16 protein-coding genes are annotated in these 26,364 nt (G+C 69.5%); 5 read left to right on the forward strand and 11 right to left on the reverse strand.

Going from position 1 to position 26,364, the window contains the following annotated elements; translation table 11 throughout:
- Positions 1–63: 63 nt before the first annotated feature.
- The 7 genes from D0D37_RS05115 to D0D37_RS05140 form a co-directional block, all read right to left on the reverse strand.
- Positions 64–1,530 (reverse strand): flavin-containing monooxygenase, encoded by a 1,467-nt coding sequence (locus D0D37_RS05115; protein WP_116199349.1) that lies wholly within the window; start codon positions 1,528–1,530, stop codon positions 64–66.
- Between the two features lie 109 nt (positions 1,531–1,639).
- A complete protein-coding gene (locus tag D0D37_RS05120) occupies positions 1,640–3,958 on the reverse strand; it encodes a polysaccharide lyase 8 family protein (protein WP_116199350.1) in 2,319 nt (772 codons plus the stop codon).
- A gap of 78 nt (positions 3,959–4,036) precedes the next feature.
- Entirely contained in the window at positions 4,037–5,491 is a 1,455-nt protein-coding gene (locus D0D37_RS05125) for an aldehyde dehydrogenase (NADP(+)) (RefSeq protein ID WP_116199351.1), read from the reverse strand.
- A gap of 22 nt (positions 5,492–5,513) precedes the next feature.
- Entirely contained in the window at positions 5,514–5,648 is a 135-nt protein-coding gene (locus tag D0D37_RS48420; RefSeq protein ID WP_279630255.1) for a hypothetical protein, read from the reverse strand.
- A gap of 297 nt (positions 5,649–5,945) precedes the next feature.
- Positions 5,946–7,094, reverse strand: a complete 1,149-nt coding sequence (locus tag D0D37_RS05130) for a cupin domain-containing protein (RefSeq protein ID WP_116199352.1) — start codon at positions 7,092–7,094, stop codon at positions 5,946–5,948.
- A 4-nt stretch (positions 7,095–7,098) separates the two neighbouring features.
- Positions 7,099–8,355 (reverse strand): glucarate dehydratase family protein, encoded by a 1,257-nt coding sequence (locus D0D37_RS05135; protein WP_116199353.1) that lies wholly within the window; start codon positions 8,353–8,355, stop codon positions 7,099–7,101.
- Positions 8,355–9,287: a 5-dehydro-4-deoxyglucarate dehydratase gene (locus D0D37_RS05140; RefSeq protein ID WP_116199392.1), complete on the reverse strand. Its 933-nt coding sequence runs from the start codon at positions 9,285–9,287 to the stop codon at positions 8,355–8,357. Before D0D37_RS05140 ends, D0D37_RS05135 begins: the two co-directional genes overlap by 1 nt.
- A 129-nt stretch (positions 9,288–9,416) precedes the next feature.
- Here D0D37_RS05140 and D0D37_RS05145 point away from each other — a divergent pair, with 129 nt between their 5' ends.
- The 5 genes from D0D37_RS05145 (at position 9,417) to D0D37_RS05165 (ending at position 15,796) form a co-directional block, all read left to right on the forward strand.
- Complete coding sequence (locus D0D37_RS05145) at positions 9,417–10,214, forward strand: IclR family transcriptional regulator (RefSeq protein WP_116199354.1); 798 nt, start codon at positions 9,417–9,419, stop codon at positions 10,212–10,214.
- Between the two features lie 83 nt (positions 10,215–10,297).
- A complete protein-coding gene (locus D0D37_RS05150) occupies positions 10,298–11,122 on the forward strand; it encodes an NAD-dependent epimerase/dehydratase family protein (protein ID WP_116199355.1) in 825 nt (274 codons plus the stop codon).
- Between the two features lie 41 nt (positions 11,123–11,163).
- On the forward strand, positions 11,164–12,045 hold the full coding sequence (locus D0D37_RS05155) for a helix-turn-helix domain-containing protein (protein ID WP_116199356.1): 882 nt from the start codon (positions 11,164–11,166) through the stop codon (positions 12,043–12,045).
- Positions 12,046–12,139: 94 nt separating this feature from the next.
- Positions 12,140–14,047 (forward strand): maleylacetate reductase and hydroxyquinol 1,2-dioxygenase domain-containing protein, encoded by a 1,908-nt coding sequence (locus tag D0D37_RS05160; protein ID WP_116199357.1) that lies wholly within the window; start codon positions 12,140–12,142, stop codon positions 14,045–14,047.
- A gap of 18 nt (positions 14,048–14,065) precedes the next feature.
- Complete coding sequence (locus D0D37_RS05165; RefSeq protein WP_116199358.1) at positions 14,066–15,796, forward strand: FAD-dependent oxidoreductase; 1,731 nt, start codon at positions 14,066–14,068, stop codon at positions 15,794–15,796.
- Between the two features lies 1 nt (position 15,797).
- On the opposite strand, the gene D0D37_RS05170 is transcribed toward D0D37_RS05165, so the two are convergent.
- The 4 genes from D0D37_RS05170 to D0D37_RS05185 form a co-directional block, all read right to left on the reverse strand.
- A complete protein-coding gene (locus D0D37_RS05170) occupies positions 15,798–18,086 on the reverse strand; it encodes a glycosyl hydrolase family 95 catalytic domain-containing protein (RefSeq protein ID WP_116199359.1) in 2,289 nt (762 codons plus the stop codon).
- Between the two features lie 20 nt (positions 18,087–18,106).
- On the reverse strand, positions 18,107–20,401 hold the full coding sequence (locus D0D37_RS05175) for a glycosyl hydrolase family 95 catalytic domain-containing protein (RefSeq protein ID WP_116199360.1): 2,295 nt from the start codon (positions 20,399–20,401) through the stop codon (positions 18,107–18,109).
- Positions 20,402–20,971: 570 nt separating this feature from the next.
- Positions 20,972–22,327, reverse strand: coding sequence for a M1 family metallopeptidase (locus D0D37_RS05180; RefSeq protein WP_116199393.1), 1,356 nt, complete (start codon positions 22,325–22,327; stop codon positions 20,972–20,974).
- A gap of 82 nt (positions 22,328–22,409) precedes the next feature.
- Entirely contained in the window at positions 22,410–26,297 is a 3,888-nt protein-coding gene (locus D0D37_RS05185; RefSeq protein ID WP_116199361.1) for a Pls/PosA family non-ribosomal peptide synthetase, read from the reverse strand.
- Between the last annotated feature and the right edge of the window lie 67 nt (positions 26,298–26,364).

Consider the following 26,364-nt stretch of genomic DNA (forward strand, 5'->3'; position numbering starts at 1 on the left):
CATGACTGAGGCGGCTCACCGTCAAACCGGCACGAAAGCCAGCCACAAACCCAAATCCGCACGTCAAGCGCTGCGCCACGACTCCGCCCTTCCGAAGCGCAGCACCCCGTCGTCCACCCGGCTCAGCCGCAGGTCTGCCGCGTCCAGTACGTAGTTCTGGCGCATCAGCCACGGCCGTCGGTCGCCCTGCCGCGGCAGTACTGAGGCGGCGCGCGTCAGGTAGCCCGACGTCAGGTCCATGATCGGCCGCCGCCGGGTGGCCGGGGTCGCGGGCGAGTGGGGCACGCAGGTGTCGAAACCGTTGCGGGACAGGTGGTTCAGCACCCGGCAGACAAACCGCGAAACGAGGTCCGACCGCAGCGTCCACGAAGCGTTCACATAACCGAGGCACCACGCGAAGTTCGGCACCCCGCCGAGCATCATTCCCTTGTACACCAGTTGTTCCGACGGTTCGATCATCTCGCCGTCGACGCTCAGCTCGATCCCGCCGAACGCGATCACCCGCAGGCCGGTCGCGGTGACGACGACGTCCGCGGGCAGTTCCGCGCCCGATTCCAGCGTGATGCCTTCGGGCGTGAAGCGGTCGATCCGGTCGGTGACGATGTCCGCTTTTCCGCTGCGGAGCGCCTGGAAGAAATCCGCCCCGGGCGTCAGGCACAGTCGCTGATCCCAGGGCTGGTACCGGGGCGAGAAATGCGGGTCGACAGGAATCGAGGCGGGCAACTGCTTCGCGGCGGCATCCCGCAGGAACGCCGCCGCGCGCCGGGGCTGGCGTCGTGCGAATTGGTACAGCAGCGTTGTCACCAGGACGTTCTTCGCCCGCACCAGGTGGTAGAGAACCCGCGAAGGCAGGATTCCCCGCAATCGGCGGGCGAGGGAGTCTGTCCACGACCGGGCCAAGACGTAGCTCGGCGAGCGTTGCAGCATCGTCACTGACTTCGCCGCGGAAGCCAGTTCCGGCACCAGGGTCACCGCGGTGGCGCCGCTGCCGATCACTACGACCCGTTTGCCCGACAAGTCCAGGTCCTCCGGCCAGAACTGCGGGTGCACGATCTCGCCGCGGAACGAGCCACGGCCCGGGAAATCGACGACGTGGCCGTTCTCGTAGCTGTAGTAGCCACTGCACAAATACAGGAAAGAGCAGGTGTAGGTGACAATCTCGCCGTGGTGCGAAACTTCCACTGTCCAGCGGGCCGAGGCTGACGACCAGGTCGCGCGCACCACCCGGTGGCCGAATCGGATGTGCCGGGAAATTCCGTACTGTGCGGCGGTCTCCCGGAGGTATTCGAGGATCTCGGCGCCGGTCGCGATGGCCTGTTCCTTGCGCCACGGCCGGAACGGGTAGCCGAGCGTGAACATGTCCGAGTCGGAGCGCACGCCCGGGTATCGGAAGAGGTCCCAGGTTCCGCCGATCGAGCCTCGCGCCTCGAGGATGGCGTACGTCCGGCCCGGCGCCTGCTGCTGCAGCCGGCACGCCGCGCCGATGCCGGACAGACCGGCTCCGACCACTAGGACGTCGAAATGCGCCACAGATTCCTCCTGCGAGAGACGACCCCGCACACCTTACGGCCGGAGCCGCCTCAAGTGGGGCCCCGCCGGGCCAGGCCGGGAACCACCGGCCCGGCGGGGAAAACCGTGCTCACCGCAGGGAAACGACTTTCGTGGCGCCGAAGGTGTCCTTGAGGGGAACCTCCACCGTGCGCCGCCGCACCGTCACGCGGACGCTGTCCTGCAGCTGCGTCGGGTCGGAAACAGCGAGGCTGGTCCGGCCGAGCGCCACCGAAGCGGGGCCTGAGACGGATACTTCGTCCACGGTACCCGCACTGTAGAAGTTTGCGAGCAGTGTGTTATCCCACAGCCGCAAGGCCTGGACAGCGGCCGTGTTCGCCCGGACGCGCCACGAGAGCACCGACGCGACGGTCCCCATCACCGACGCTCCGGGCAAAACGGCGTACGCGTACTTCGCATCCGCCAGCTTCGCGCCGTGCTCGATCACCAGCTTTTGGTACCGCCGCGTGTTCGGCGTCGTGGTGCCCTTGGTGTTGGCGCCGGTGTCGACGTCGCGCCACGCGCCGGTCCGGTCTTCGCGCAGTGCGGTGACCTCGGCGTTGTCGAGCAGGACGTACCCGCCGACGCGGTCGAGGTGCAGCCAGCGCGGCCGGTGCAGCGCAGCCGAATCGCCGACGACACGCGCGTCGGCCAGCAGCGTGCCGCGTCCGTTTTCGCCGAGGTTGCGGTTTTCGATCGTGGTCCGGACCGCTTGCCCGGACGTGTCGGTGATCCCCGCGCCGAGGCAGACGATGCCCGCTGGAGTGAAGAACCACGACTTCTTCGCCGTCAGTGAACCGTCTTCGGAGACGAAATCCATCGCGTACGCGCCGTGCCGGGCGTCCCAGCGCACGCCGCCGACGTGCGCTTTCGTCGTCAACGGCGTCGCCGCCAGCGGTCCCGGCGGACCGGCCTTCGCGGTGGTGCCGGGCAGCAGGGACGGATCGACGGTCGGCCAATAGGCGTCCGAGTAGTGGCCTTTCGCGTTGGGAAGGAACAGATACAGCACACCGTCGCCGACGTGCCAGCCGTGCAGGTTCATCCCGTTGATCGACTCGTACCGCGAGATCCGCGTGGAGCCGACGCCGAGCGACGCGGACCAGCCCTCGGTCACGTGCACCATCCGGTCCTGCTGGCCGAAGATCCGGTGCGTCGCGACGATCGGCGCGGGCCGCACGCGTCCGGCGAGCATGTCCTGGGCGAACTCGATGCCCGGCGTGGCGACGAGGTCCGGCCCCGGCGCGAACCGTTCGGGATCGGGGATTTCCAGGAACGGCGCGTACGTGCCTTCCTTGATCCACTTCGCAGCGAGGCCGGACAGTTCGGTCTTCACGGTTCCGGTCGCCGACCGCGCCAGGATCAAAGTCGCGACGGTCAGCTGATGTCCGATGTCGTGCGCGGTTTCGCCTTGGCGCGACAGCATCCGCCCGCGCACCGGCTCCATCAGCGCGCCCGCGTAGACGAACGGCGCGAACGTGTCGCCGACCAGCGCGTACACCTTCTGCTTGAGGTCGTCCGGCAGCGCGTACTCGGTGCCTTCGGTGACGTGGATCGTCCCGGCGAGCGCGGTCAGCAGGACGATGCCGTAGTGGCCGGGGTACGGGATGGTGTCGTGCTGGATGAACGAGCCGTCGGCGTGGAAGCCGTCGCCCGCCGCGCGGTCCAGCTTCGCCAGGACACTGGCCGCTCCCCCGCCGGCGACGTCGGTGATCGCGTCGATGCCGGTGCGGATCCACGCGGTGTCGCCGGTCAGCGCGCCGGACACGATCGAGATCAGCGCCTTGTCCGCCCGGTTCGCACCGGTTTCGACGACCTTCGGGTTGTTCGCGCGCAGATTCGGATTTCCGACGAACCGCTTGACCGGGCTGACGTACCGCGCCAGCTCGTCGGCGGTCAGCTGGTCGGCGACCGTGACGAGGGTGTGCAGCAGGTAGTACGGCACGCCGATCTCGTAGGTGTACCAGTTCCCGATCTCGCCGACCTGGGGGTTGTACTGGCTGGTGTAGATCAGCTCCAGCGCCTTTTTGATCCTGTCGAGCACCTTCGGGTCACCGGACAGCGTGCTGCCGGGTGTCCCCCAGTCGACGGCGATCGCGCGCAGCCGGGCGTACATCGACGTGGTGTAGTCGCTGCCGGGGCCGAGCGGGAGGTCGGTCCACAGTGGACCGTTTCCGGAGACCGTCATGCTGTCGTAGTACGACTTCGCGACTCGGCCGAGGTTCTTCAAGGCGGCCGAGCGTTCCGGCGACGGACGGTTGATGCCTGTCTGCAGCTCGCGGTAGCCAGCCACGATGCTCTTCAACGGATCAGCGGAAGGTGCGGCGAAGGCCGGGCGCGCGGTGCCGACCAGCGCGGCCGACGCGGCGGCGATGGCACCGCCACGCAGTGCGGTTCTGCGGTTCACGGGCATGACGGTGCCTCCCAGTGGGGTTGGTTGTGAGTGGCGATCCCGGTTAGAACCGGGATCGCCACTCACGAGGGGGTCTGCTCAGCGCGCTCCGTCGACCCGGCGCGGCAGCTGCCACGGGTTCGCTTCCTGCAGGGCTTCCGGCAGCAGCGCGTCCGGGAAGCTCTGCCACGCCACCGGGCGGAGGAAGCGTTCGATCGCGGCGGTGCCGACCGAGGTCGTGGTCGGCGCGGTGGTCGCCGGGTACGGGCCGCCGTGCTGCTGCGCCCAGCTGACCGTGACGCCGGTCGGCCAGTCGTTCCACAGCAGCCGTCCGGCCAGCCGGGTCAGCGAAGGCAGCAGCGGACGCACGAAGTCGGCGTCGCTCTCCTCGCCTTGGACCGTCGCGGTGAGACCGGGTTCGAGGCTGTCGAGCACCTCGACCAGTTCGGCCTGGTCGGAGTAGGTGACGATCAGCGACGCGGGCCCGAAGTGCTCCTCGCGGACAGCCTCGCCGCCGACCAGGAATTCCTTCGCGGTGGTCGCCAGCAGCGAAGGCGTGAACGCGTCGCCGTCCTGTGCGCCTTCCACGACCGACTCGACGCCGGACACCGCGCGCAGGTCCGCAAGCTTCTGTGCGAACCCTGCCGCGATGCGGTCGTTCAGCATTTCCTGCTGCGCCACCGCGCTGACGGCTTCGCGCAGAGTGTCGTCCAGCTCGTGGCCCTCGGGCAGGAACAGCAGGCCCGGCTTGGTGCAGAACTGGCCCGCGCCAAGGCTGAACGACCCGGCGTAGCCCTTCGCCACCGCTTCCCCGCGCGCCGCGACCGCACCCGGCGTGACGACGACCGGGTTGACGCTGCCCAGCTCGCCGTAGAACGGAATCGGCGTCGGCCGCGACACCGCGATGTCGAACAGCGCCCGCCCGCCCGGCACGGAACCGGTGAACGCGGCGGCGGAAATCCGCGGGTCCTTGAGCGCTGTGACGCCCTGCTCGACCCCGTGGATCACCGCGAACGCACCCTCCGGCGCACCCGCATCCGTCAGCGCCTGCGCGACGATCTCGCCGGTCCGCGTCGAAAGCTCTTCGTGGCCCGGGTGCGCTTTGAGCACCACCGGACAGCCGGATGCCAGTGCCGAAGCGGTGTCGCCGCCCGCGACGCTGAACGCGAACGGGAAGTTGCTCGCGGCGAACACCAGCACCGGCCCGATCGGCACGAGCACCCGGCGCAGGTCCGGACGGGCGCCCATCGGCCAGGCCGGGTCGGCGTGGTCGACGGTCGCGCCCAGGAATTCGCCGTCCCGCAGCACTTCGCCGAACAGCCGCAGCTGGAACGTGGTGCGCGCGAGTTCGCCCTTCAACCGCGGCGCGGCAGGGAGACGGGTTTCCTGGTGCGCCAATGGGATCAGCTCTTCGGCAGCGGCGTCGAGCGCGTCCGCAGCGGCGGCCAGCCAGCGCGCCCGCTCGGCAGGCGTGCTTTCGGCGAACGGCCGGGCGGCTGCCGCGGCGGCGGCCAGGACGCTTTCGAGTTCCGTGGCGGAAGTTTCGCGGCTCAATGGATCTCCTCGTCAAACAAGTTCAGTACGCCAAGTGCGCGGGAGCGGCCAGCCGCTCGGCACGGTCGGCCGGAGCACTTCCGACGAACGGCCCGGCAGCCGTCGCAGTGGCGGCCAGGACGCTTTCCAGTTCCGTCGCAGAAGTTACGCGGCTCAACAGATCTCCTCAGACAAGCTCAGGACCCCAAGTGCACGGGCAGCGGCCAGCCACTCGGCACGGTCGGCCGGAGCACTTCCGACGAACGGCCCGGCAGCCGTCGCAGTGGCGGCCAGGACGCTTTCGAGTTCCGTGGCGGAAGTTTCGCGGCTCAATGGATCTCATCGTCAAACAAGTTCAGTACGCCAGGTGCACGGCGGCGGCCAGCCACTCAGACCGGTCGACCGGGCGGCCAAGACGCTCCCCAGTTCCGTGGCAGAAGCTTCGCGGCTCAAAGGATCTCCTCGTCAAACAAGTTCAGGACGCCAAGTGCGCAGCAGCGGTAGCAGCGTGCAAGTCCGGCCAGCGGGCAGGCCCGGCGAGGCCCAAGTGGTACAGGTGCAGTTCGGTCGCCCCAGCCTTCGCCAGTTCGGCCACGTACGCCTCGATGTCCGGCACCGCGCTCGCCGCGACCGCGGTGATGTAGCTGCCGATCGCGACCCGTTCCGGCAACGCCCGCCGAGCGGCGGCGACCGCATCGACACTGGACTGACCGGGTGCCCAGTTCTGCAGCACCACTGTCTCGGCGTCGTCGGCGGCCGTCGGGGTCAGCCCCGGCAGCGCGCCGGTGACCCACGGGTCGAGCGCGCCGTGCAACACGATCCGCGTACCCGGCTCCAGCACAGCCAGAACCGCGGCGCGCAGCGCATCGGTCGACTGCTGCCGTCCGGAAAGCAGTTTTTCCTTCAACTCAGCCGGAAGTCTATCCTCGACCACCGACAAATCCGCGGTCGCGATCAGCCGCTGCACCTCAGCACGCAAGGTTTCCCGGACGTCCGACGGGTCGAGCCCGGTCCAGCCCTCCGCGCAAGCGTCGCAGCAGCAGATCGACAACAGCCGCGCGGTGGCCGGAGCCCACACTCCGTCGGTCTTCTCGTGCTGGTGCTGGTGCACGCCGCCGAGCGGGCCGCACGCCTCCAGCAGAACCGACGAAAGATGAAGTCCCGCAACGGATTCCGCGGTCAGCGTCGCCGCGTACTCGCGTACCGCGGGCTGCGCCGGGCACAGCGCCCACGGATACGTCTCGTCAAAGCAGTTGCGCACGGCGTACTGCGGGAATTCGGTACCCAGCTGAGAGTTATGCGTGAGCACGATCCACGCGGCAGCCGGGATCCCGGCGTCGTTGAGCCGCCGGACGGCGTCACCGCCGCTGTCCTCCGCCGAGACCCAGTCCGGCGTTGCAGGGACGAGATCCCGGCCCGCCCATGCCTCCGCGCGCACCGGCCGATAGAGCGCGGCGGTCCGCGCGACCACCGACGTCTGCTCGGTCGACCACGGCGTCGCGGCCCGGGCGCTGTGGTAGGCCAAGGCCACCGCGACCTCGTCCACGCCGAGATCCCGCACCCGCTCCGCGAACGCGGTCTCGCCGAGCACGTCCCACGGATACGCGTATCCGGTCACCTTCACCGGCTCACCACCTCGCCGTGTTCGGTTCGAAGCCGGGCGTGTACTTGCGCATGTACGTCACATCGTCCCGTTTGGTCAGTCCACATCGGACATAGTCCTCATGCGCCCTGGCGAGCGCGTCCTGGTCCAGCGTGATCCCGAGCCCGGGACGGTCCGGCACCGCCACCGCTCCGTCGACGAAGTCCAGTGCTCCCGGTTCGATCACGTCGGCAGTCTTCCACGGCCAGTGCGTGTCGCAGGCATACGTCAGATGCGGGGTCGCCGCCGCGACGTGCACCATCGCGGCGAGGCTGATGCCGAGGTGGCTGTTGGAGTGCATGGACAGGCCGACCCCGAAGCTCTCGCAGGCCACCGACAGCGCCTGGGTGTCGCGCATTCCGCCCCAGAAGTGGTGGTCGGACAACAGAACGCCGATCGCCCGCGCCCGGAACGCCGGCTCCAGGTCGCCGAAGTTGACCACGCACATGTTGGTGGCCAGCGGCATGCTCGCCTCGCGCGCGACCCGCGCCATGCCCTCGATACCGGGCGTCGGGTCTTCGAGGTACTCCAGGACGCCGTCGAGTTCGGCGGCCACGCGGACGCTCGTCTCAGGCGTCCACGCCGCGTTCGGATCGATGCGCAGCGGGTGCCCGGGGAACGCTTCGGCCAGCGCGCGGATCCCCTCGATCTCTTGCTCTGGCGCGAAAACCCCGCCCTTGAGCTTGATCGAACGGAACCCGTACTCCTCGACCATTCGCTGAGCCGAACCGACCAGCGCTTCCGGAGTGAGGATGTCGCCCCAGCTGTCTTCGTCCGCCCCGATGTGCGCGCCGTACTTGTAGAACAGGTACGCGGAGAAGTCGACGGCGTCGCGGGCTTTCCCGCCGAGCAGGTCGGCGACCGGACGGCCGAGGAACTGCCCTTGCGCGTCCAGGCAGGCGACCTCGAACAGCGAGTACACGCTGGCGATCGTCTTGCGGATGGAGAACCCGCCGATCAGGCCGTGTTCGTCGGTCAGCACGGTCCCGGCCAGTTCACGCGCGACGATCCGCTTGAGGCCCGGCAGGTCGAAAATGTCGTGTCCGGCCAGTTCCGGCAGCACCTTGCGCACCTCGCCGAGGAACGCCGCGTCGCCGTACGACTCGCCGAGGCCGACCACGCCGTCGTCGCACACCACCTGGACCACGCTGCGCAACGCGAACGGCTCGTGCACGCCCATCACGTTGAGCAGCGGTGCGTCCGCGAAGGCGACCGGGGTCAGCACCACGTCCCGGATCTTCATCAGAGGCCTTTCAGCACGGCGAAACCGTTCTCGACGACCTTGCCCAGCCGGTCGATCTGCTCGGGCGTCGGCTCGATCAGCGGCGGCCGGACCGTGCCGACCTTGTCGCCGCGCAACCGGGCGGCGGCCTTCACCAGCGACACCGCGAAGCCGGGCGTTTCGTCGCGCAAGGCCACCAGCGGCAGGTAGAACCCGGCGAGCAGCGCGTCCATCGTCGCGTTGTCGTCCTCGGCTAGCGCGCGGTGGAAGCGGTGTGCGATCTCCGGCGCGAAGCAGTGCACCGCCGAGGAGTAGCGCGCGACGCCAGCCGCCGCGTACGCCTTCGCGGACACCTCCGCGGTCGGCAAGCCGTTGAAGAACAAGAAGTCCGCGGAACGCTGCGTGCCGAGCGCGCGGATCGTCGTGACGATCCGGGTCATCGCTTCGACGTCGCCGTAGCCGTCCTTGATCCCGACCACCGACGGGATGTCCAGCAGCTTCGCCGCGGCCGGCGCGGTGAACACACCGGTGCTGCGGTGGTAGACGATCACCGGCACGGAGGTGTCGCCGACCGCGTAGCGCACGTAGTCGACCAGCCCCTCCTGCGGCCCCGTGACCAGGTACGGCGGAAGCAGCAGCACGCCGTCGGCGTTCCCCGCCTGCGCCGCCGCGACGCCCGCGCGCGCAGTGGCCGCGCCGCCGCCCGCGCCGACCCACACCGGCACGCGACCGTTCACGACTTCACGCGCCTTCGCCAGCAGCGCGGCGACCTCGTCGACCGACAGCGAGCTGAATTCCCCGGTGCCGCACGCGACGAACAGCGCACCCGCACCGGCGGCGACGTGGCTCTCCACGTTCTCCGCGAACCCGTCGAGGTTGATCTCGAGGTCTTCGGTGAAGGGGGTCAGCGGGAACGCCAGCAAGCCGTCCAGCTCGATTTCGGTCTGCACCATCAGTTTCTGCTCCAATGTTCACATTCTTGAATGGAGTCTGTTATCGTGACCATGTTCACCCACAAGAACGCTGTTCGGGACGCTAATATGGCCGGACTCACAAGTCAACGGCCCGGTTGGAGGACGCGCATGGCGCAGAAGACAGACCCCGCCACCGCTCCCGCGGAGTCCGCGGGCGTGAAGTCGGCGCGGCGCGCCATCGACCTGATCGAGACGTTCGCCGCGAACGACGTGTGGCTGTCGCTGTCTGATCTCCATGCGCGCACCGGGTTCCCTCGCTCCAGTCTGCACGGTCTGCTGCGCACCCTGCTGGACGCGGGCTGGCTGGAGGCCGACGCGAACTCCGCGCGCTACCGGCTCGGCGTGCGCGCGCTGATCTGCGGCACCGCCTACCTCGACCGCGACGCGATCGTCCCCTACGCCACCGAAGCGCTGGAGCGCATCCGCGAGAAGACCGGCTTCACCGCGCATTTCGCGCGCCGCAACCGGACCGAGGTCGTCTACCTGGAGACGCGCGAGTCGCAGCACTCCACGCACCTGATCTCGCGCGTCGGGCGCACCCTGCCCACGCACGCGACCGCCCTGGGCAAGGCGTTGCTAGCCGAGCTGACCCACGAAGAGGTCGAGGCGCTCATGCCCGAGGAGCTGGTCGCACTCACCCCGAACACCATCACCACGCTCGACGCGCTGCACGCGGACCTCGCGCGCACCCGGGAACGCGGGTACGCCGCCGAGATCGAAGAGGGCACCCTCGGTGTGCGCTGCGTGGCCGCGGTCATCCCGTACCGCATTCCCGGCACCGACGCGATGAGCTGCTCGATGCCGCTGGGCAAGGTCACCGACGCCGACGTCGAGCGCGTCGGCGAACTGCTGGCCGAGACCACCGCCGAGCTTGGCCAGCAACTGCGCCGCGCCGGAATCCGCTGACCGCCGCCACCCGTGCCCCTCGTGAGTGCCTATCGCGGTTCTAACCGTGATCAGCACTCACGAGCTTTTATGGAAGGAACCCCATGCCAGACCAGCGTGTGCTGATCACCGGATCGGCCGGCGTCGTCGGCACCCTGATGCGGCCGCGGCTGCGCCGTGAAGGCCGGGTGCTGCGGCTGCTCGACCTGGCCGAGCAGCCCGCCGCCGAGGACGGCGAAGCGGTCGAGATCGTGACCGGCTCGGTCACCGACCCCGAGGCGATGGCCGCGGCCTGCGCGGGTGCCGACGCGTTGATCCACCTGGGCGGGCTCAGCCGCGAGGCGTCGTGGGATGCCACCCTCGACGTCAACATCAACGGCACGCACACCGTCCTCGAAGCCGCCCGGGAGGCCGGGATCCGCCGGGTCGTGCTCGCCTCGAGCAACCACGCCGTCGGCTTCCGCCGGAACGCCGACGCGGGCGAGAGCGGCCTGCCCGCCGACTCCAGCCCACGGCCGGACACTTATTACGGCGTAAGCAAAGCCGCCATCGAAGCGCTGGGCAGCCTGTACGCGTCCCGCTTCGACATGGACGTGATCGTCATCCGCATCGGCTCGTGCTTCGAGACCCCGCTTCCGCTCGGCATCCGCGGCCTGACCAGCTGGTTGTCGCCGGACGACGGGGCGCGGCTGTTCGAGGCCTGCCTGAGCGCGCCGTCGCCGGGCTACCGGCTGGTCTGGGGCGTCTCGGACAACACCCGCCGCGTCTACTCTCTCGCCGAGGCCGAGGCGCTGGGCTACAAGTCCCACGACAACGCCGAGGTCTACGCCGAGCAGCTGGCGGACAAGCCCGCGCCGACCGGTGCGGCCGCCGAGTACGTCGGCGGGCCGTTCTGCACCGCACCGCTGGGCGTGTTCAACCCGCTCTGAGAGGTACTCTCGCGCACGGGACCCTCGAAGAGGAGGACGCCGTGGGCGAGCTGGGGCCTGCCGACACGAACGGCATCCTTTCTCTGCCGTGGATCCGCCCGGAACGCACCAGCGCGGGTCTCGGCTGGGACCGGATCTACCTGTCCAAACAGCGCGAACGGCCGTACCGCGCCGAGTTCGGGCCCGCCCGCACGCACCAGCTGATCCTGCACCTCGCCGGTCCGGTCACGGTCCGCCGCGGCGTCGGGTCGCCCGGCGAACGCAGCCGCCGGATCCCGGCGGGCGGGCTCTTTCTCCAGCCGTCGCAGCAGGAGCTGTCGGTGGAACTCGGCGGCGAACTGGACACGCTGCACGTGTACCTGCCGGATTCGGCGGTGCAGGAGGCCGCCGCATCGGACGCTCCGGTCCGGCTGGCCGACGAACTCGGCAGCGTCGACCCGCTGCTCGAACAGCTGGTCCTCGCGCTCGACAGCGTCGTGCGGGAATGGGAGCCGGGCGCTCGCGCGTACGCGGATCAGCTCGGCGCGCTCGTGGCGGCGCAGCTCGCGCGGCAGCACCGGTCCGGGCGGAGTACCCCTGCAGCACCGCAGCCTGCGGAAGCCCTGACTGATCGGCAGTTCGCCCAGGTGCGCGAGCTGATGGACGAACGCCTCGCCGAACCGCTCGGGCTGGCTGAGCTGGCAGCGGCGGCCGGGTTGAGCGTCAGCCGGTTCGCCCGGCGGTTCAAGGCTCGCACCGGGTTGCCGCCGCACCGGTACCTGCTGCGGCTGCGGGTGAATCAAGCCGGGTTGCTGCTGCGGACCGGCGCCGAGCCGATCGCGGACATCGCCGTGCGCTGCGGTTTCTCCCATCAGGAACACCTCACCCGAGTCCTGCGCGCCCACCTGGGCACCACGCCCGCCGCGCTTCGCCGGGACGGCTGACGCGCGCGTTTCGTGCAGCCCGCTCAGCACGTCTGTGCAGGCGCTGGGTCTTCGCCACCCGGATACTCGACGTACCCGCGTGGAAGGACCGTCGATGTTCACCTACACCGCCAACCCGGCCCGGGTCGGGTTCGGCAGCGGCACGCTCGCCGTCGTCCCCGACGAGGTGCAGCGGCTCAATGCCAGCCGGGTGCTGCTGGTCGCCGGAAAGTCCGCGGCTAAGGCGGCCGACCGGACCGCCCAGGCGCTCGGCCCGCTGCTCGCCGCCCGCTTCGGCGAACCCACCATGCACACCCCGGTCGAGGTCACCGAACGCGCGCTCGCACTGGTCGCCGAGCGTTCGGTGGACTGCGTCGTCGCGATCGGCGGCGGGTCCGCGACCGGGCTGGCCAAGGCACTCGCGCTGCGCACCGACATTCCGCAGATCATCGTGCCGACGACCTACGCCGGGTCCGAGATGACGCCGGTGGTCGGCCAGACCGAGAACGGCCGCAAGACCACCCAGTCGTCGCCGAAGGTGCTGCCCGAGGTGGTCGTCTACGACGTCGACCTCACCCTGGGCCTGCCCGTGCCGACCTCGCTGACCAGCGCTGTCAACGCGATGGCGCACGCGGTCGAGGCGCTCTACTCGGCGCAGGCCAACCCGATCGTCGACCAGTTCGCCCTGGAAGCGATCCGGTTGCTCGCCGCCGCGCTGCCGAGGATCGCCGCCGATCCGTCCGATGTGGACGCTCGAACGGACGCGTTGCGCGCCGCGTGGCTGGCGGGTTCGTGCCTCGGTTCGGTTGGGATGGGCTTGCATCACAAGCTGTGCCACACCCTCGGTGGCAGTTTCGGTTTGCCGCACGCGGAAACGCACACGATCGTTCTCCCGCACGCCATGGCGTACAACGCGCCAAACGCTCGGGAGGCGATGCGACGGATCGCCGAAGCGCTCGGCGCACCAGACGCGCCAACAGCAGTGTTCGACCTGATCGCCAGCCTGCCGGTACCGCATTCGCTGGCCGAAATCGGTCTGGCCGAAGGAGATCTCGCCAAGGCCGCCGAGCTGGCCACTGCCGCGCCGTATCCGAACCCGCGCGAACTCACCCGGGACGGCATCGAGGACCTGCTGCGACACGCGTGGTCCGGCACTCGCCCGGCACCCGCTGAAGGCACGCCGCCGGATCTGCGCGGGCTCACCCAGGAAGTGGTGGACAGCTTCGCCAGCACACCGGACCCTCGGTTGCGCGAACTGCTGTCCGAGCTGGTCCGCACACTGCATTCGTACGTCGTGCGCACCGATCTCACGCAGGAGGAGTGGGAATACGCGATCGGGTTCCTCACCCGCACCGGGCAGATCAGCTCGGACACGCGGCAGGAGTTCATCCTGCTGTCGGACACCCTCGGCGTTTCGAGCGTGGTCGACGTGCTCACGAACTCGCGCACGCCGGACACCACTCCGTCGGCGGTGCTGGGCCCGTTCTACGTCGAAGGCCCGCCGGAAACCGAGCAGGGCGCGGATCTCGCCGAAGGGCTGCCCGGAACTCCACTGTGGACGGATGTCCAGGTGACCGAGCCGGACGGAACCCCGGTGCCGGACGCGGTCGTGGACGTCTGGCAGTCCAATGAGGACGGTTTCTACGACGTCCAGCTGCCCGACGTGGACGGTCCGGTGCTGCGCGCCCGGTTCCGCACCGACGCCGAAGGCAGGCTGCGGTTCTGGACGATCGTGCCGTCGGCGTACCCGATCCCGGACGACGGCCCGGTCGGCCAGATGCTCACCGCCGTCGAGCGGCATCCGTTCCGCGCGCCGCACGTGCACTTCATGATCGCCAAACCCGGCTACCGCACACTCGTCACACAGTTGTTCGTCCGTGGCGGCGACTACCTCGATTCGGACACCGTGTTCGGTGTGAAGGACGGCCTGATCGTCGACTTCGCCGAGCAGACCGGCCCCGCGCCGGACGGGCGCGAACCCTGGCGCCGCCTCGAGTTCACCTTCCGCGTCTCCCCCGCCTGACTTTCCGGGAATCCCACCATGACCAGTTATGACACCGATGTCCTCGTGGTCGGCAGCGGCCCGGCGGGCGGTTCCGCCGCGCTGCTGCTCGCGACCTACGGCGTGCGCACCGTGCTCGCGACCAAATACGGCTGGATGGCGCACACGCCACGCGCGCACATCACCAATCAGCGGACAATGGAGGTCCTGCGCGACCTCGGCATCGAGGACCAGGCGCTCGCACAGGGCACTCCCCCGGAGCTGATGGGCGACACCGTGCTGTGCACGTCGCTCGCCGGGGAGGAAATCGGCCGGATCGCCAGCTGGGGCACCGCGGATCGCTCCGCCACCGAGTACGCGTCGGCGAGCCCGTGCCACATGATCGACCTGCCGCAGACCTACCTCGAACCGATCCTCGCCACGAATGCCGCCGCGCGCGGAGCGAGACTGCGCCTGGACACGGAATTCCTCGACTTCACCCAGGACGCCGACGGAGTGACCGCGCGGCTCCGCGACCGAGTCCGCGGCGACGAGTTCACGCTCCGCGCCCGCTACCTGATCGGCGCGGACGGCGCCCGCAGCCGCGTCGCCGAGCAAGCCGGGCTGCCTATCGACGGCCGGTCCGGCAAGGCCGGAAGCATGAACATCACCTTCACCGCCGACCTTTCCGAGTACGTCGCGCACCGGCCGAGCGTGCTGTACTGGGTGATGCGGCCGGGCGCACATCTCGGCGGCATCGGAATGGGCCTCGTACGAATGGTCCGGCCGTGGAACGAATGGTTGCTGACCTGGGGTTACGACATCGCCCAACCACCGCCCGAAGTGGACAGTGCGGAGGCGACGCGGATCGTCCGGGACCTTGTCGGCGATCCGGGTCTGCCGGTGGAGATCACCTCGACTTCACTGTGGACGGTCAACCACAGCTACGCCACGCGGTACTCGTCCGGGCGCGTGTTCTGCGCGGGCGACGCGGTGCACCGGCATCCGCCGTCCAACGGGCTCGGGTCCAACACCTCGGTGCAGGACGCGTACAACCTGGCGTGGAAGCTGGCGATGGTCGTCCGCGGCGAGGCGGGCGAAGGGCTTCTCGACAGCTACAGCGCCGAGCGCGCCCCGGTCGGCAAGCAGATCGTGGACCGGGCGAACCTCAGCCGCGACCAGTTCGGGCCGATCTTCGCCGCGCTCGGCATCGACGGCGACACCGATTCGGGCGCCATCACCGCTGGTCTCGCTGCTTGCACGGCCGCTACTGAGGACGGGGCGTTGCGGCGGAAGCGACTGCAGGAAGCGATCGAGCTGAAGAACTACGAGTTCAACGCGCACGGCGTGGAGATGGATCAGCGGTACGTCTCGAACGCCGTGCTTCCGGATCGTGCGGAAGCTGTTGCTGCTAGGGATCCTGAGCTGTATCACCGTCCCACGACCACGCCGGGCGCGAAGCTGCCGCACGTCTGGCTCGTCGGCCCGGACGGTCGCCGAGTGTCTACATTGGATCTCGTCGGCCGTGGCCAGTGGACTGTCCTCACCGGACTCACCGGCGGCGCCTGGTGCGACGCCGCCGCGAAAGCCGGTGCGGACCTCGGACTGGACCTGAGGGTCGTGACCATCGGTGCGCCCGAGGCCCGCGATTCCTACGGAGATTGGGCGCGCATCAGCGGCATCGAAGAAGACGGCTGTCTCCTGATCCGGCCGGACGGTTACATCGCGTGGCGTCATCCCGCTGCCGGAACCGGTTTGGTGGAAGCACTTCGCAGTCTCCTAGACCGCTAGCTCACGGCATCCCCCACGGATCGCTCGCGCCGCCCGGAGCGACTGGCCGGACCGTGAAGTCCGGCCGGTCGCCGCGGCGGTACACATACGCGTCCTGACCGCGCCCGAGGTCAACCTGCACGTCTCCGTTCGCCAACCTCCGCCACTGTCGCGGACGACCATAAGCGTCCGTCACGGTCAGCTCGCCGTCGATCCCCGGCCGCAGGACACACGGTGCACCGGCCTCGCTGTGCACCTTGAGCCAGCGCGTTTTCCCATCGGAACGGGAAGCGCTGAGCAGGAACGCGCCTTCGGTCCGGAAGTCGCGCAACGCGATGTCACCCCACGCAGCCGGTACTGCCGGGAACAGCCGGATGACGCCGCCCCAACTCTGCACCAGCATGTCCTGCATGGATTTCGCCGCCGACAACGGCGTTTCGATGACCGGGCCGGATTCCTTGTACGTCGTATTCGGCTGGATATAGCGCTTCTGGAGTTCACCGAGGTAGTACGCGGCTTTCTCGCCGCGCAGCATCTGCGCGGAGATCGACGCGGCACCGGTGAACGTGTAGCCCTGCAACGCTCCTTCGAAGCCGACCCAATGGTTGAGCGAGGTTTCGATGATCTTGCGATGCTCCGGTTGTTCCCAGGTGATCTCGTAGAGCGGGTAGATCTGCAGCAGATGCGAGTAATGCCGGTGCGATTTCGCGAACGGCACGCCCGCACCGATCATGTAGCCGTTCTCGTCGGCCGGGTAATCGGTGAGCGTGGCGAGCACCTGCTGCCATTTCCCCGCCAGCGGATCGGCGATGCGCAGCTCGCGCGCGGTGTCCAGCAATGTCTTGCAGCCCCAGCGGATCAGGGCGAGGTCGTAGTTGGTGTCCGGCGCGTTCACGCCGTACTCGGGCGAGAAGGTCGCGGGGAGATGCAGTCTCCCGTCTGATCCGAGAGCGAGGAAATGCAGGTAGTAGTTGATCGCCTTGCGCAGCAACGGGAACAGCGTGTCGCGCAGCAGCTGGCGGTCCATGGTGTGCCGGTAGGTCAGCCAGACGTTGTGCAGCGCCCAGGTGAGGTTGCCGACCTCGGGCGTCGGAGTGTCCTGGCCTGGAATGCCGACCGGGTAGCCGCTGGTCGAGTCGGCGAGTCCGTTGAGCAACGTCATGTCGGTGGTGCGCGGGATGCCCGCGGAATCGGCTTGGTACGGCTTGGCGACCTGGCTGGTCAGGCGATCCCGGTACTTGCCGAGCGCGTAGCTGACCGCGTCGAGTTCGAGGTGGTTGGAGCCCTGGATGAGCCAGTACTCCAGCTGCACGTTGAGGTTCCACCACGTCGCGGGCCACGGCGTGTTTTCCAGCCAGGGACCGGAAGTCGCCATCACCGGCGCTTCCCGGCGGGCGGCCGACGCGACTTTGTACAGCTGGATCCAGTAGAAACTCTGCAGCCGAGTGTCCGGAATGGACAGGAAACTGCGCCGGTAGTAGTCGTGCCACCAGCGGCGGTGGTCCCAGGTCAGCACGTCCAGCGCGGCAGCCCGCCGGACCGTGTGCAATGCCCGGGCTGCCGAGGTTTTCTCCGGATGCGACCATGCGACCGATGTATACAGAGTCCGCGCGCTGCCCCGGGTCACCTCACGCCAAGCCGTCACGTGCTCGCCGCCCGCCAGCAGAGGCTGTACCGCGAGATGTGCGTCGCCTGCCTGTTGGAGCTGGACCGGCGGATTCTCCAGATACCCGTCCGGCGGCGGCTTCTTCCAGACCGGGTCAGCTCGCGGACTGATCGCCTTAGCCGGATGGAACACCCACCGGAACCCGTGTTCGCCCTCCGAGGGCCGTACTTCCACCGCGAGCAACGACTGTCCGGTGTGGACGATCGCGCGCAGCTCCAGACTGCCCGCCGCGGTGGTGATCGTGCCGGTCAGTTCGGCGTTCCAGACGTCGAGCCGCCAGTCGAGGCCGGTGATCGCGCCGACCGGTTCGAGCGTGAAGTACCCGATCGGCAGCCGCGCCAGGCCGAACAGAGACCCGAACTGCGGGCGGTGGTCCTGCACCTGGCTGTGCTGGACGTTGAAGCGGACGGCGTTGCGACCGGGTTCGGCGTAGATGCCGGAGCCGAGGAAACCGTTGCCCAGGAACGGTCCCTCGTACCAGGTCTTCGGCATCCGCCGCCAGCGCAGGTCCGCGGTGGCCAGGAAACCCGCCCAGTCGACGCTGTCGCCGCTCATCTCCCCGGCGCCGGCCGGGGACAGCCCGACCGCTCCGGCGGCGATCCCGGCGAGCGCTCCGCCGAGCACTGTCCGGCGCGAGATGTCCATGTCCGCCAACCTCCTCGTTTCTAGTCAGGCAAACCCCACGCCGGAGCCGCACCGAGCGAAGGAACGTCACGCGGCCCGAAGTCCGGCCGGGCACCGCGCGGGGTGACGGTGACCGTGCTGCCCCGCCGCAACTCCAGCGTGATCCGCCGCGGCCCCACCGACCGCCACGACAACCGCCGGCCCCATTGGTCGCGCACGTCGATGTCGCCGTCGATACCGTGGTCCAGCACCAACGGCGCACCGGCTTCGCTGCGCACCCGCACGAACTCCGTCGCTCCCCGCCGCCGCGACGCGTCCACCAGGAACGCCCCCTCGGTGCGCAGCCCGGCGATCGACGCGTCCGGCCACTTCGCCGACACCGACGGGAACGCCTTCACCACTCCCCCGGAACCCTGCAGCACCATGTCCACAACGGACTGTGCGGCGGTGATCGGGCTTTCGATGGCGAAGTTCGAACCCTCCCGGTACATGGTGTTCGCAGTCAGCTCGGTGTCCGCGACGATGTTGCGGTCGAGGAAGAACTTCAGGTACCGCAACGCTTCCTCGGGCTGGTCCATCACCGAGTTCATCGACGACGCGGCCGCGTAGCTGTAACCGTGCCAGGCCGATTGGTCCGCCGACCAATGCCGGAAGGTGCGCGTCATGAGGTCCCGATCGGCGGGACGCTCCCAGTTCCGTTCCCGCAGCGGGTACAGCCAAAGCAGATGCGAGAAGTGCCGGTGCGAATCAGCGAGCCGGACGCCGTCGCCGATCAGCACGCCATCGGCCGGATCCTCGTGGTACGGAACGAGTTTTGTCGCGATCTCCTGCCACATCGGCACGCGCGGTTCGTTCAGCCGCAAGATCCGTGCGGAGTCGACCAACGTCGTCGCAGCCCAACGGATCAACGACAAGTCATACGTGCAGTCAGTCGCATCGGCGTACTCCGGCGACCGCGTGAGCGGCAGGTGCAAGAGCCCATCGGGACCAGTGACGAGGAAGTGCCGGTAGAAGTTGAGCGCCTTCGCCAGCGTCGGGTACAGCACGTCGCGCAGCACCGACTGATCGAGGTGATGCCGGTACGCGAGCCAGACATTGTGCAGGCCCCACAACAAGTTCCCGGTCTGGTCCGTTTTGGACGTCGTCCCCGGAACGCCGACCGTCCGGACGCCGCCGGGCCGCAGCCGCCAGTCCCCCGGATGCGAAAGAGCATAGGTATCACCGTCCCGATAGGCAGGCGGAACCGACACCTCCAGGTTCGCGTGGTCGCGACGGAAGGTCTCGGTGACCGCGTCCAGCTCCGGATGGTTGGTGCTGTTCACGATCGGATAGGTGACCTGGACGTTGAGGTTCCACCACACCGCCGTCCAGCTGTTGCCGACCTCCGGGAACCACGGCCCCCATTCGGCGGTCACCGGGCCGTCCTTGCGGGTCGCCGAGGCGATCTTGTACAGCTGAATCCAGTAGAACCGCTGGACCTGCTTGTCCGGCACGGACACGAAACTGCGCTCGTGGAAGCTGTTCCACCAACGGCGATGCCAGGCGAGCAGCAGATCCGGATTCATCGCGAGCGTCCGCCCGACCAGCGATACGGCGTCGCGGGTGTGCGTGGAACGCGGGAACGAATACGCGACCGTCGCCGCGAACAACCGCTTCGTGCCGACTCGCTTCTCCCGCCACGCCGTCGTATACCCGCCACCCGCGGTCAACGGCTGCGCGCAGTAACCGTTGGCCTGCTCGGGCTCCGGATTCGCGGTGTACTCCGGCGGCTTGCGCACTGTCCGGGTCGTCGCCGACACCAACGGCGCGAAGCCCCACACCGCACCGGATTCACCCGCGCTCGGGTCGAGCGAGACGAGCAGGACGCCGAGATCGTTGTGCACCACGGCGGAAAACGCGACCTGTCCGCGTGTGGTGGTGATCGTGCCGCCAAGTTCGGCGTTGTACAGATCGAGCGTCCAGTCGACGCCGGTGATCGCTCCGGCGAAGGTGAGCGTGATCGCGCCAATCGGCAACCGCGACAGCCCGATTCCCGCTTCCCACTGGTTGCGCTGGTCCTGGACCTGCGTGTGGTTGAGCATGAACTTCAGCACCTGCGGCGCCTGCCCGGCGTAGGCCTGCACGCCGAGGTAGCCGTTGGCCAGGAACGGCGCTTCCTGCCAGTTCTTCGGCAACCGCTGCCAGCGCATCCGCGCGTCCATGGCGACATCCCGATGCGGACTCCGCTGCGCGGCCAACCCGGGCGGCGCGCCCTCCGCCCAAAGCCCGCCGAACGCCGCCGCCCCCGCGGCGATGGATACGGATCGAAGCACCGTCCGCCGCGACACCCCGACCATGACGCTCCTCTGGATTCATATTACGTTTCGCTCCCGCTGGCGCGAGGTGAGCGGAATATATCCAGACAGAGCAGGCGAAAGCCAGAGTTGTTCACCCGGAAAGCCGCACAGACATCCGATGACTGGGATCTGGCGGGTGCGCGTTCAGATACGTGAAGTCCGTGAGGGCCACCTTCACGGACTCAGAGTCCCTCAGGGTTCCCCTCACGACCCATCCCAGGCGCCGCCCCCGTCCGTGAGGGGCCCCTTCACGGACCCAGATTCCCTCAAGGAGCCCTTCACGGACCACCCGCCCACCGGTCGGCACCCGCGAACCGACCCAACCAGACATCAAAACCGCGCGCCCACCCGCACCACCAAACCGCAGCCGGTGCACCCAACCAGCGAGGCACCCACACCACCCCCGCACCCCGATACGAAGCCAAAAACGCGGCGCGGGGATGTTTGTCAAGGCATCTTTCCCGCCTTGACAAACATCCCCGCGCCGTAGTCACAATCAACTTCGGGGTGCCCCACGCAACCCGCGTGCGCAATGTCGCCGCCAGGCGACGAGCCGCCCACACCAACGACTCACAACGACGGCAACGCCACCCGCTCCAACCAGTCAGCGAAAAACGACCGCAAAGACCGCCCCGCATAAGACTCCGCCAACGCGACGAACTCCTCCGTAGTCACCGCGGCATGCCGGTTCTCCACCGCCCAAGCCTTAACCAGCGCGAAAAACGCCGGATCCCCGATCTCCCCGCGCAGCGCGTGCAGCGTCAACCCACCACGCTTGTACACCCGCTCGTCAAACATCCGCGCCACACCGGGATCACCGATCGTCACGTCCGCCGGCTTAGCCAGCACCCGCGCGTACCACGCCCGGGCCAACGCCTCCGTCGGCTCTCCGCCGGACCGCTCCGACCACAACCACTCGGTGTAGGTAGCGAAGCCCTCGTTGAGCCAAATGTGCTGCCAGTCCGCGACAGTCAGGCTGTTCCCGAACCACTGGTGCGCCAGTTCGTGCACCACAAGCCGCTCGTGGGTGCGCTTGCCGTCCACGTGGTTGGCGCCGAAGATCGCCATCCCCTGCGCCTCGATCGGGTCGTCGAGGTCGTCGTCGGTCACCACCACCACGTACTCGCCGAACGGGTACGGCCCGAACCACTCCTCCAGCGCGTCCATCATCCGGCCCTGGCGGCCGAAGTCCCGCGCGAACGCCCGCCGCAGCCGGGGCGGCACCGCGGCTCGCTGCACGACTCCGCCCGGCCGGTCGACCGCGATCTCCGGAACCCAGGCTCCGGAAGACAATTCGAGGTCCTCGTACCGGCCGATCTGGACGCTCATCAGGTACGTCGAAGTCGGCTCCGGCCGTTCGAACACCCATTTCGTGGTGCTCGCCGACTGGTAGCGCGACACGAGATTCCCCGTCGCCGCAACGAGATACGGCGACGAGGTGGCCACGGCGATCCGGTAGCTCGCCTTGTCCGCCGGATGGTCGTTGCACGGGAACCACGACGGCGCGCCCACCGGCTGGCTCGCCACCAGCGCGCCGTCGGTCAGTTCGTCCCAGCCGATGTCGCCCCACCGGCTGCTCACCGGCCGCGGGTTGCCCGCGTAGCGGATCTCCACCTCGAACTCGGTCCCGGCCGGTATCGACCGCGCCGGTTTGACCTGCAGCTTCAGCCCGCGCCGTACGTACTTCGCCGGTTTGCCCTCGACCAGCACGCGCGACACCCGGAACTCGCCGAAGTCGAGCGTCAGCCGCGAAAGCGCCTGGGTGGCCTCGCATGTGAGCACCGCGGTGGCGGACAGCCGGTTCGGCCCGATCCGGTAGTCGAGATCGAGGTCGTAATGCCGGACCCGGTAGCCGCCGTTCCCGTGCGCGGGGAGGTACCCGTCGCCCGAGGTCTCCGCTCCGGGCGCGGCCGCTTTCCCGTTCACCCGCACCGAAACCCGCCTTCGCCCGCCGCCGTGATCTTTTCCAGAATGAGGCACTCCGGCAGGGACCGCAACGCTTCTGCCCTCACCGCCGCCAGGCCGAGATCGGATTGCCGAGCCAGCGGCTGTCGGCGGGCACCGCGTCGCCGCGCGTCACGAGCGAGCCGGGGCCCACCGTGGTGCGTGCGCCGATGCTCGCGCCCGGCAGCACGATCCCGTGCGGGCCGAGCGTCGCGCCCTCTTCCAGCGTCACCCGCGACATGGTCATGATCCGGTCGTGGAACAGGTGCGTCTGCACCACGCAGCCGCGGTTGATCGTCGCGCCGTCTCCCAGCGCGACCAGGTCCGACTCGGGCAGCCAGTAGGTGTCGAGCCACACGCCGCGGCCGATCTTGACGCCCATCGTGCGCAGCCACGCGGGCAGCAGCGGCGTGCCGCCGAGCGACCCGATCAGCCACGGCACCGCGAGCGCCTCGACGAACGTGTCGGCCAGCTCGTTGCGCCACACGAACGAACTCCACAGCGGATGGTCGATCTCGCGGAACTTGCCGACCAGCAGCCACTTCGCGGCGGTCGCGGTGAGCGCCGCGACGATCCCGGCGGCCAGCAGCACCGGCCCGGCCAGCAGCGCGGCTGCCCAGAAGCCGCCCCACGACGCCAGCGCCAGCAGCGCGAACGCGACGCCGACGGTCAGCGCGACCGCACACATCACCGGCAGGATCCGGCACAGCTCGACCAGCGCCCGCGCCGCCTTGAGGTGCAGCGGCGGCGTGTAGGTGCGGCTGGTGTCGCTCTCTCCCACCGCGCGGCGCACCGGCAGCGGCGGCATGCCCAGGTACGACGAGCCCTTCTTCGCCTTCGCCGGCGTCGAGGACAGCACCCCGACGAGCCCGCGCTTCGGCACCGAACGGCCCGGCGCGGTCATCCCCGAGTTGCCGAGGAACGCCTGCTTGCCGATCCGCGCCGGGGCGGCGTGCAGCCAGCCGTGGCCCAGTTCGTAGGTGGCGACCATGGTGTCGTCGGCCAGGAACGCGCCACTGTCCACTTTGGTCATCTTCGGCAGCGCGAGGACTGTGGACGCCTCCACGTTGCGGCCGACCTTAGCGCCGAGCAGCCGCAGCCACACCGGCGTGAACAGGCTGGCGTACAACGGGAACAGGCCTTCGCGGGCCATCCCCATCAGCCGCTCGGTGGCCCAGACCTGCCACGCGACGCGACCGTGCACCGGGTGGTAACCCTCGACCATGCCGACGCCGAGCGCGCGGACTCCGGCCAGCACGAGCAGCGCGTACGTCAGGAAGTATGCGACGGTGGCGACCGGCACGAACAGCAGCGCCTGGCCCAGCGCGGCGCTCAAGCTGGAAGTGCCGGAAACCGCGTAACCGATCACCGCGACGCCGGGCAGCGCGGCGATTCCGGGCAGCAGCCCGAGCAGCACCGAGGTCACGCCGTACACCGAGGCCCAGAACCGCGACCGCGGCGGGCGGCTCGACGGCCACTTGAGCGCGTCCTTGACGTCCGAGCGCACCGCGGGCGAACCCGCCCAGCGCTGGCCAGCGGGAACCGCGCCGCGCACCGTCGACCCGGCGGCGATCTCCGAGCCCTTGCCGATCCGGGCGCCGGGGAACAGCGTGCTGCGCGCGCCGACCCGGGCCTCGGCCCCGATCCGCATCTTGCCGATGTGCACGACGTCGCCGTCGACCCAGTGGCCGGACAGATCGACCTCGGGCTCCACCGCGGCGCCGCGGCCCACCTTGAGGAAACCGGTGACCGGCGGCGGCGAATGCAGGTCGACGTCCTTGCCGATGCGCGCGCCCAGCGCCTTCGCGTACGTCGTCATCCACGACGCGCCCGCGACACTGTCCGCACCGCTGAACTCAGCCAGCTTCTCGGCGGTCCACAGTCGCAAGTGGACACTGCCGCCACGCGGGTACGTGCCCGGGCGCACCCCGGACAGCAGCACGCGCGCACCGCCCGCGGCGATGGCGATCCGCCCCGCCGGGGTGAACAGCACGAGCCAGGCGAGCACCAGCCACGCCCAGTTGAGCGTCGGCGCCCAGGAAACGCCCAGCAGCGCCAGCACGTTCGAGCAGGCAGCGGCGAGCGTGGTCCAGCGCAGCCCGACGAGGCCCATCAGCGGGACCATCAGCAGGGACTGCACGAGCCCGGCGCGACGCGGCGTCGGTGCGATTTCGCGGCGCTCGGTCTCCTCGCCGCGCAGCGCGTCCAGCTTCGCGGCCAGCGCGCCGAGCTTCGGATGCTGGTAGATGTCGCTGACCGACACCTCGGGGTGCCGGGTGCGGATGCGCGCGATCAGCTGCGCCGCGGTGAGGCTGCCGCCGCCATTGGTGAAGAAGTCGGCGCCGGCGTTGCTCACCGACACGCCGAGGATTTCGCTCCAGCCTTCGGCGAGCCACGCCTCGGTGGGCGACAGCCCGGCCGCGCTCGCGTCCACAGTGGACAGCGGCCACGGCAGCGCGGCGCGGTCGACCTTGCCGGACGTGCGGGTGGGCAGGTCGTCGATCACCGCGAGCAGCGGCACCAGCGCGGCGGGCAGCTGCGCGCGCAGCTGGGTGGCGGCGTCGTCCGAATCGACGGTCGCGCCTTCCTCGGGCACGAGGTAGCCGACCAGGACCTGGTTGCCCGCCTTGGTGCGGCGGACGGCCGCGGCCGCGCCGCGCACGCCGGGCAGCGCCTGCAGCGCCGCGTCGACCTCGCCCAGCTCGATCCGGCGGCCGCCGAGCTTGATCTGCTCGTCGAGCCTGCCGAGGAACAGCAGGCCTTCCGGTTCCGCGCGGACCATGTCGCCGCTGCGGTAGGCGCGCTCCCAGCCCATCGACGGCAGCGGCGCGAACTTCTGCGCGTCCTTCTCCGCGTCGAGGTACCGGGCGAGCCCGGCGCCGCCGATGACCAGCTCGCCGGTGTCGCCCATGGCGACCGGCTCGCCCTCTTCGTTGACCACGACGAGCTGCCAGCCGACCAGCGGCAGCCCGATCCGCACCGGACCCTCGCCGGTCATCTGCGCGGCGCAGGCGACGACGGTCGCCTCGGTCGGGCCGTAGGTGTTCCACACTTCGCGGCCTTCGACGGCCACGCGCTCGGCCAGCTCCGGCGGGCAGGCTTCGCCGCCGAAGATGAGCAGGCGCACGTCTTCCAGCGCGTCCGCCGGCCACAGCGCGGCCAGCGTCGGCACCGTCGACACGACGGTGATGCCCTGCGCGACCAGCCACGGGCCGAGGTCGACGCCGGTGCGCACCAGCGCGCGCGGCGCGGGCACCAGGCAGGCGCCGTGCCGCCAGGCCAGCCACATCTCTTCGCAGGAGGCGTCGAACGCGACGCTCAGCCCGGCCAGCACCCGGTCGCCGGGGCCGATCGGCTCGTCGGTCAGGAAAAGCTGTGCTTCGGCGTCCACGAAGGCCGCCGCCGAGGCGTGCGTGACCGCGACGCCCTTCGGCTTGCCGGTGGAACCGGAGGTGAAGATGATCCACGCGTCGTCGGCCGGGCCGGGCTTGCCGGTAGCACCGCTCGGCGTTCCGGCGGCGATGATCTCGCCGTCGGTGGCGATCGCGGCGACGCCTGCCTCGCCGAACACCAGCTCGGCGCGCTCGTCGGGGTCGTCCGCGTCGACCGGGACGTACGCCGCGCCGACCGTCAGGGTCGCCAGGATCGCGACGTACAGCTCGGCGGTGCCCGACGAGATCCGGATGCCGACGCGGTCGCCGAGGCCGACGCCGTGCTCGCGCAGCTTGCGGGCGTACGCGTCGATCTCTTCGGTCAGCCGGCGGTAGCTCAGCGGGCCGGTGCCGTCGTCGAGCGCGGCGGCGTTCGGGTGCTTCTCCGCGGTGGCGGCGAGGATGTCCAGGAGGGTGCGCTCGGCGGCCGGGGCGGCGGTCTCGAACAGAGCGGGCGAGAACGCGGCCTCGACGGCGAGAGTCAGGGCTTCGGAGCTGCCGGAATCGGCGGTCAGCGTCACCGGGCCGCCTCGGCGGCCGGGCGCGTTCCGGAATTGCGGAACGGGGCGGACAGGATCGAAGTCTGGG

The organism is Amycolatopsis circi, assembly GCF_003385235.1.
Taxonomy (GTDB): Bacteria; Actinomycetota; Actinomycetes; order Mycobacteriales; family Pseudonocardiaceae; genus Amycolatopsis; species Amycolatopsis circi.

Coding starts and splice junctions, on each gene's coding strand:
- D0D37_RS05120 (WP_116199350.1), bottom strand. CDS start 3,958: ATGCCCGTGAACCGCAGAACCGCACTGCGTGGCGGTGCCATCGCCGCC.
- D0D37_RS05135 (WP_116199353.1), bottom strand. CDS start 8,355: ATGAAGATCCGGGACGTGGTGCTGACCCCGGTCGCCTTCGCGGACGCA.
- D0D37_RS05140 (WP_116199392.1), bottom strand. CDS start 9,287: ATGGTGCAGACCGAAATCGAGCTGGACGGCTTGCTGGCGTTCCCGCTG.
- D0D37_RS05145 (WP_116199354.1), top strand. CDS start 9,417: ATGGCGCAGAAGACAGACCCCGCCACCGCTCCCGCGGAGTCCGCGGGC.
- D0D37_RS05150 (WP_116199355.1), top strand. CDS start 10,298: ATGCCAGACCAGCGTGTGCTGATCACCGGATCGGCCGGCGTCGTCGGC.
- D0D37_RS05160 (WP_116199357.1), top strand. CDS start 12,140: ATGTTCACCTACACCGCCAACCCGGCCCGGGTCGGGTTCGGCAGCGGC.
- D0D37_RS05165 (WP_116199358.1), top strand. CDS start 14,066: ATGACCAGTTATGACACCGATGTCCTCGTGGTCGGCAGCGGCCCGGCG.
- D0D37_RS05170 (WP_116199359.1), bottom strand. CDS start 18,086: ATGGACATCTCGCGCCGGACAGTGCTCGGCGGAGCGCTCGCCGGGATC.
- D0D37_RS05175 (WP_116199360.1), bottom strand. CDS start 20,401: ATGGTCGGGGTGTCGCGGCGGACGGTGCTTCGATCCGTATCCATCGCC.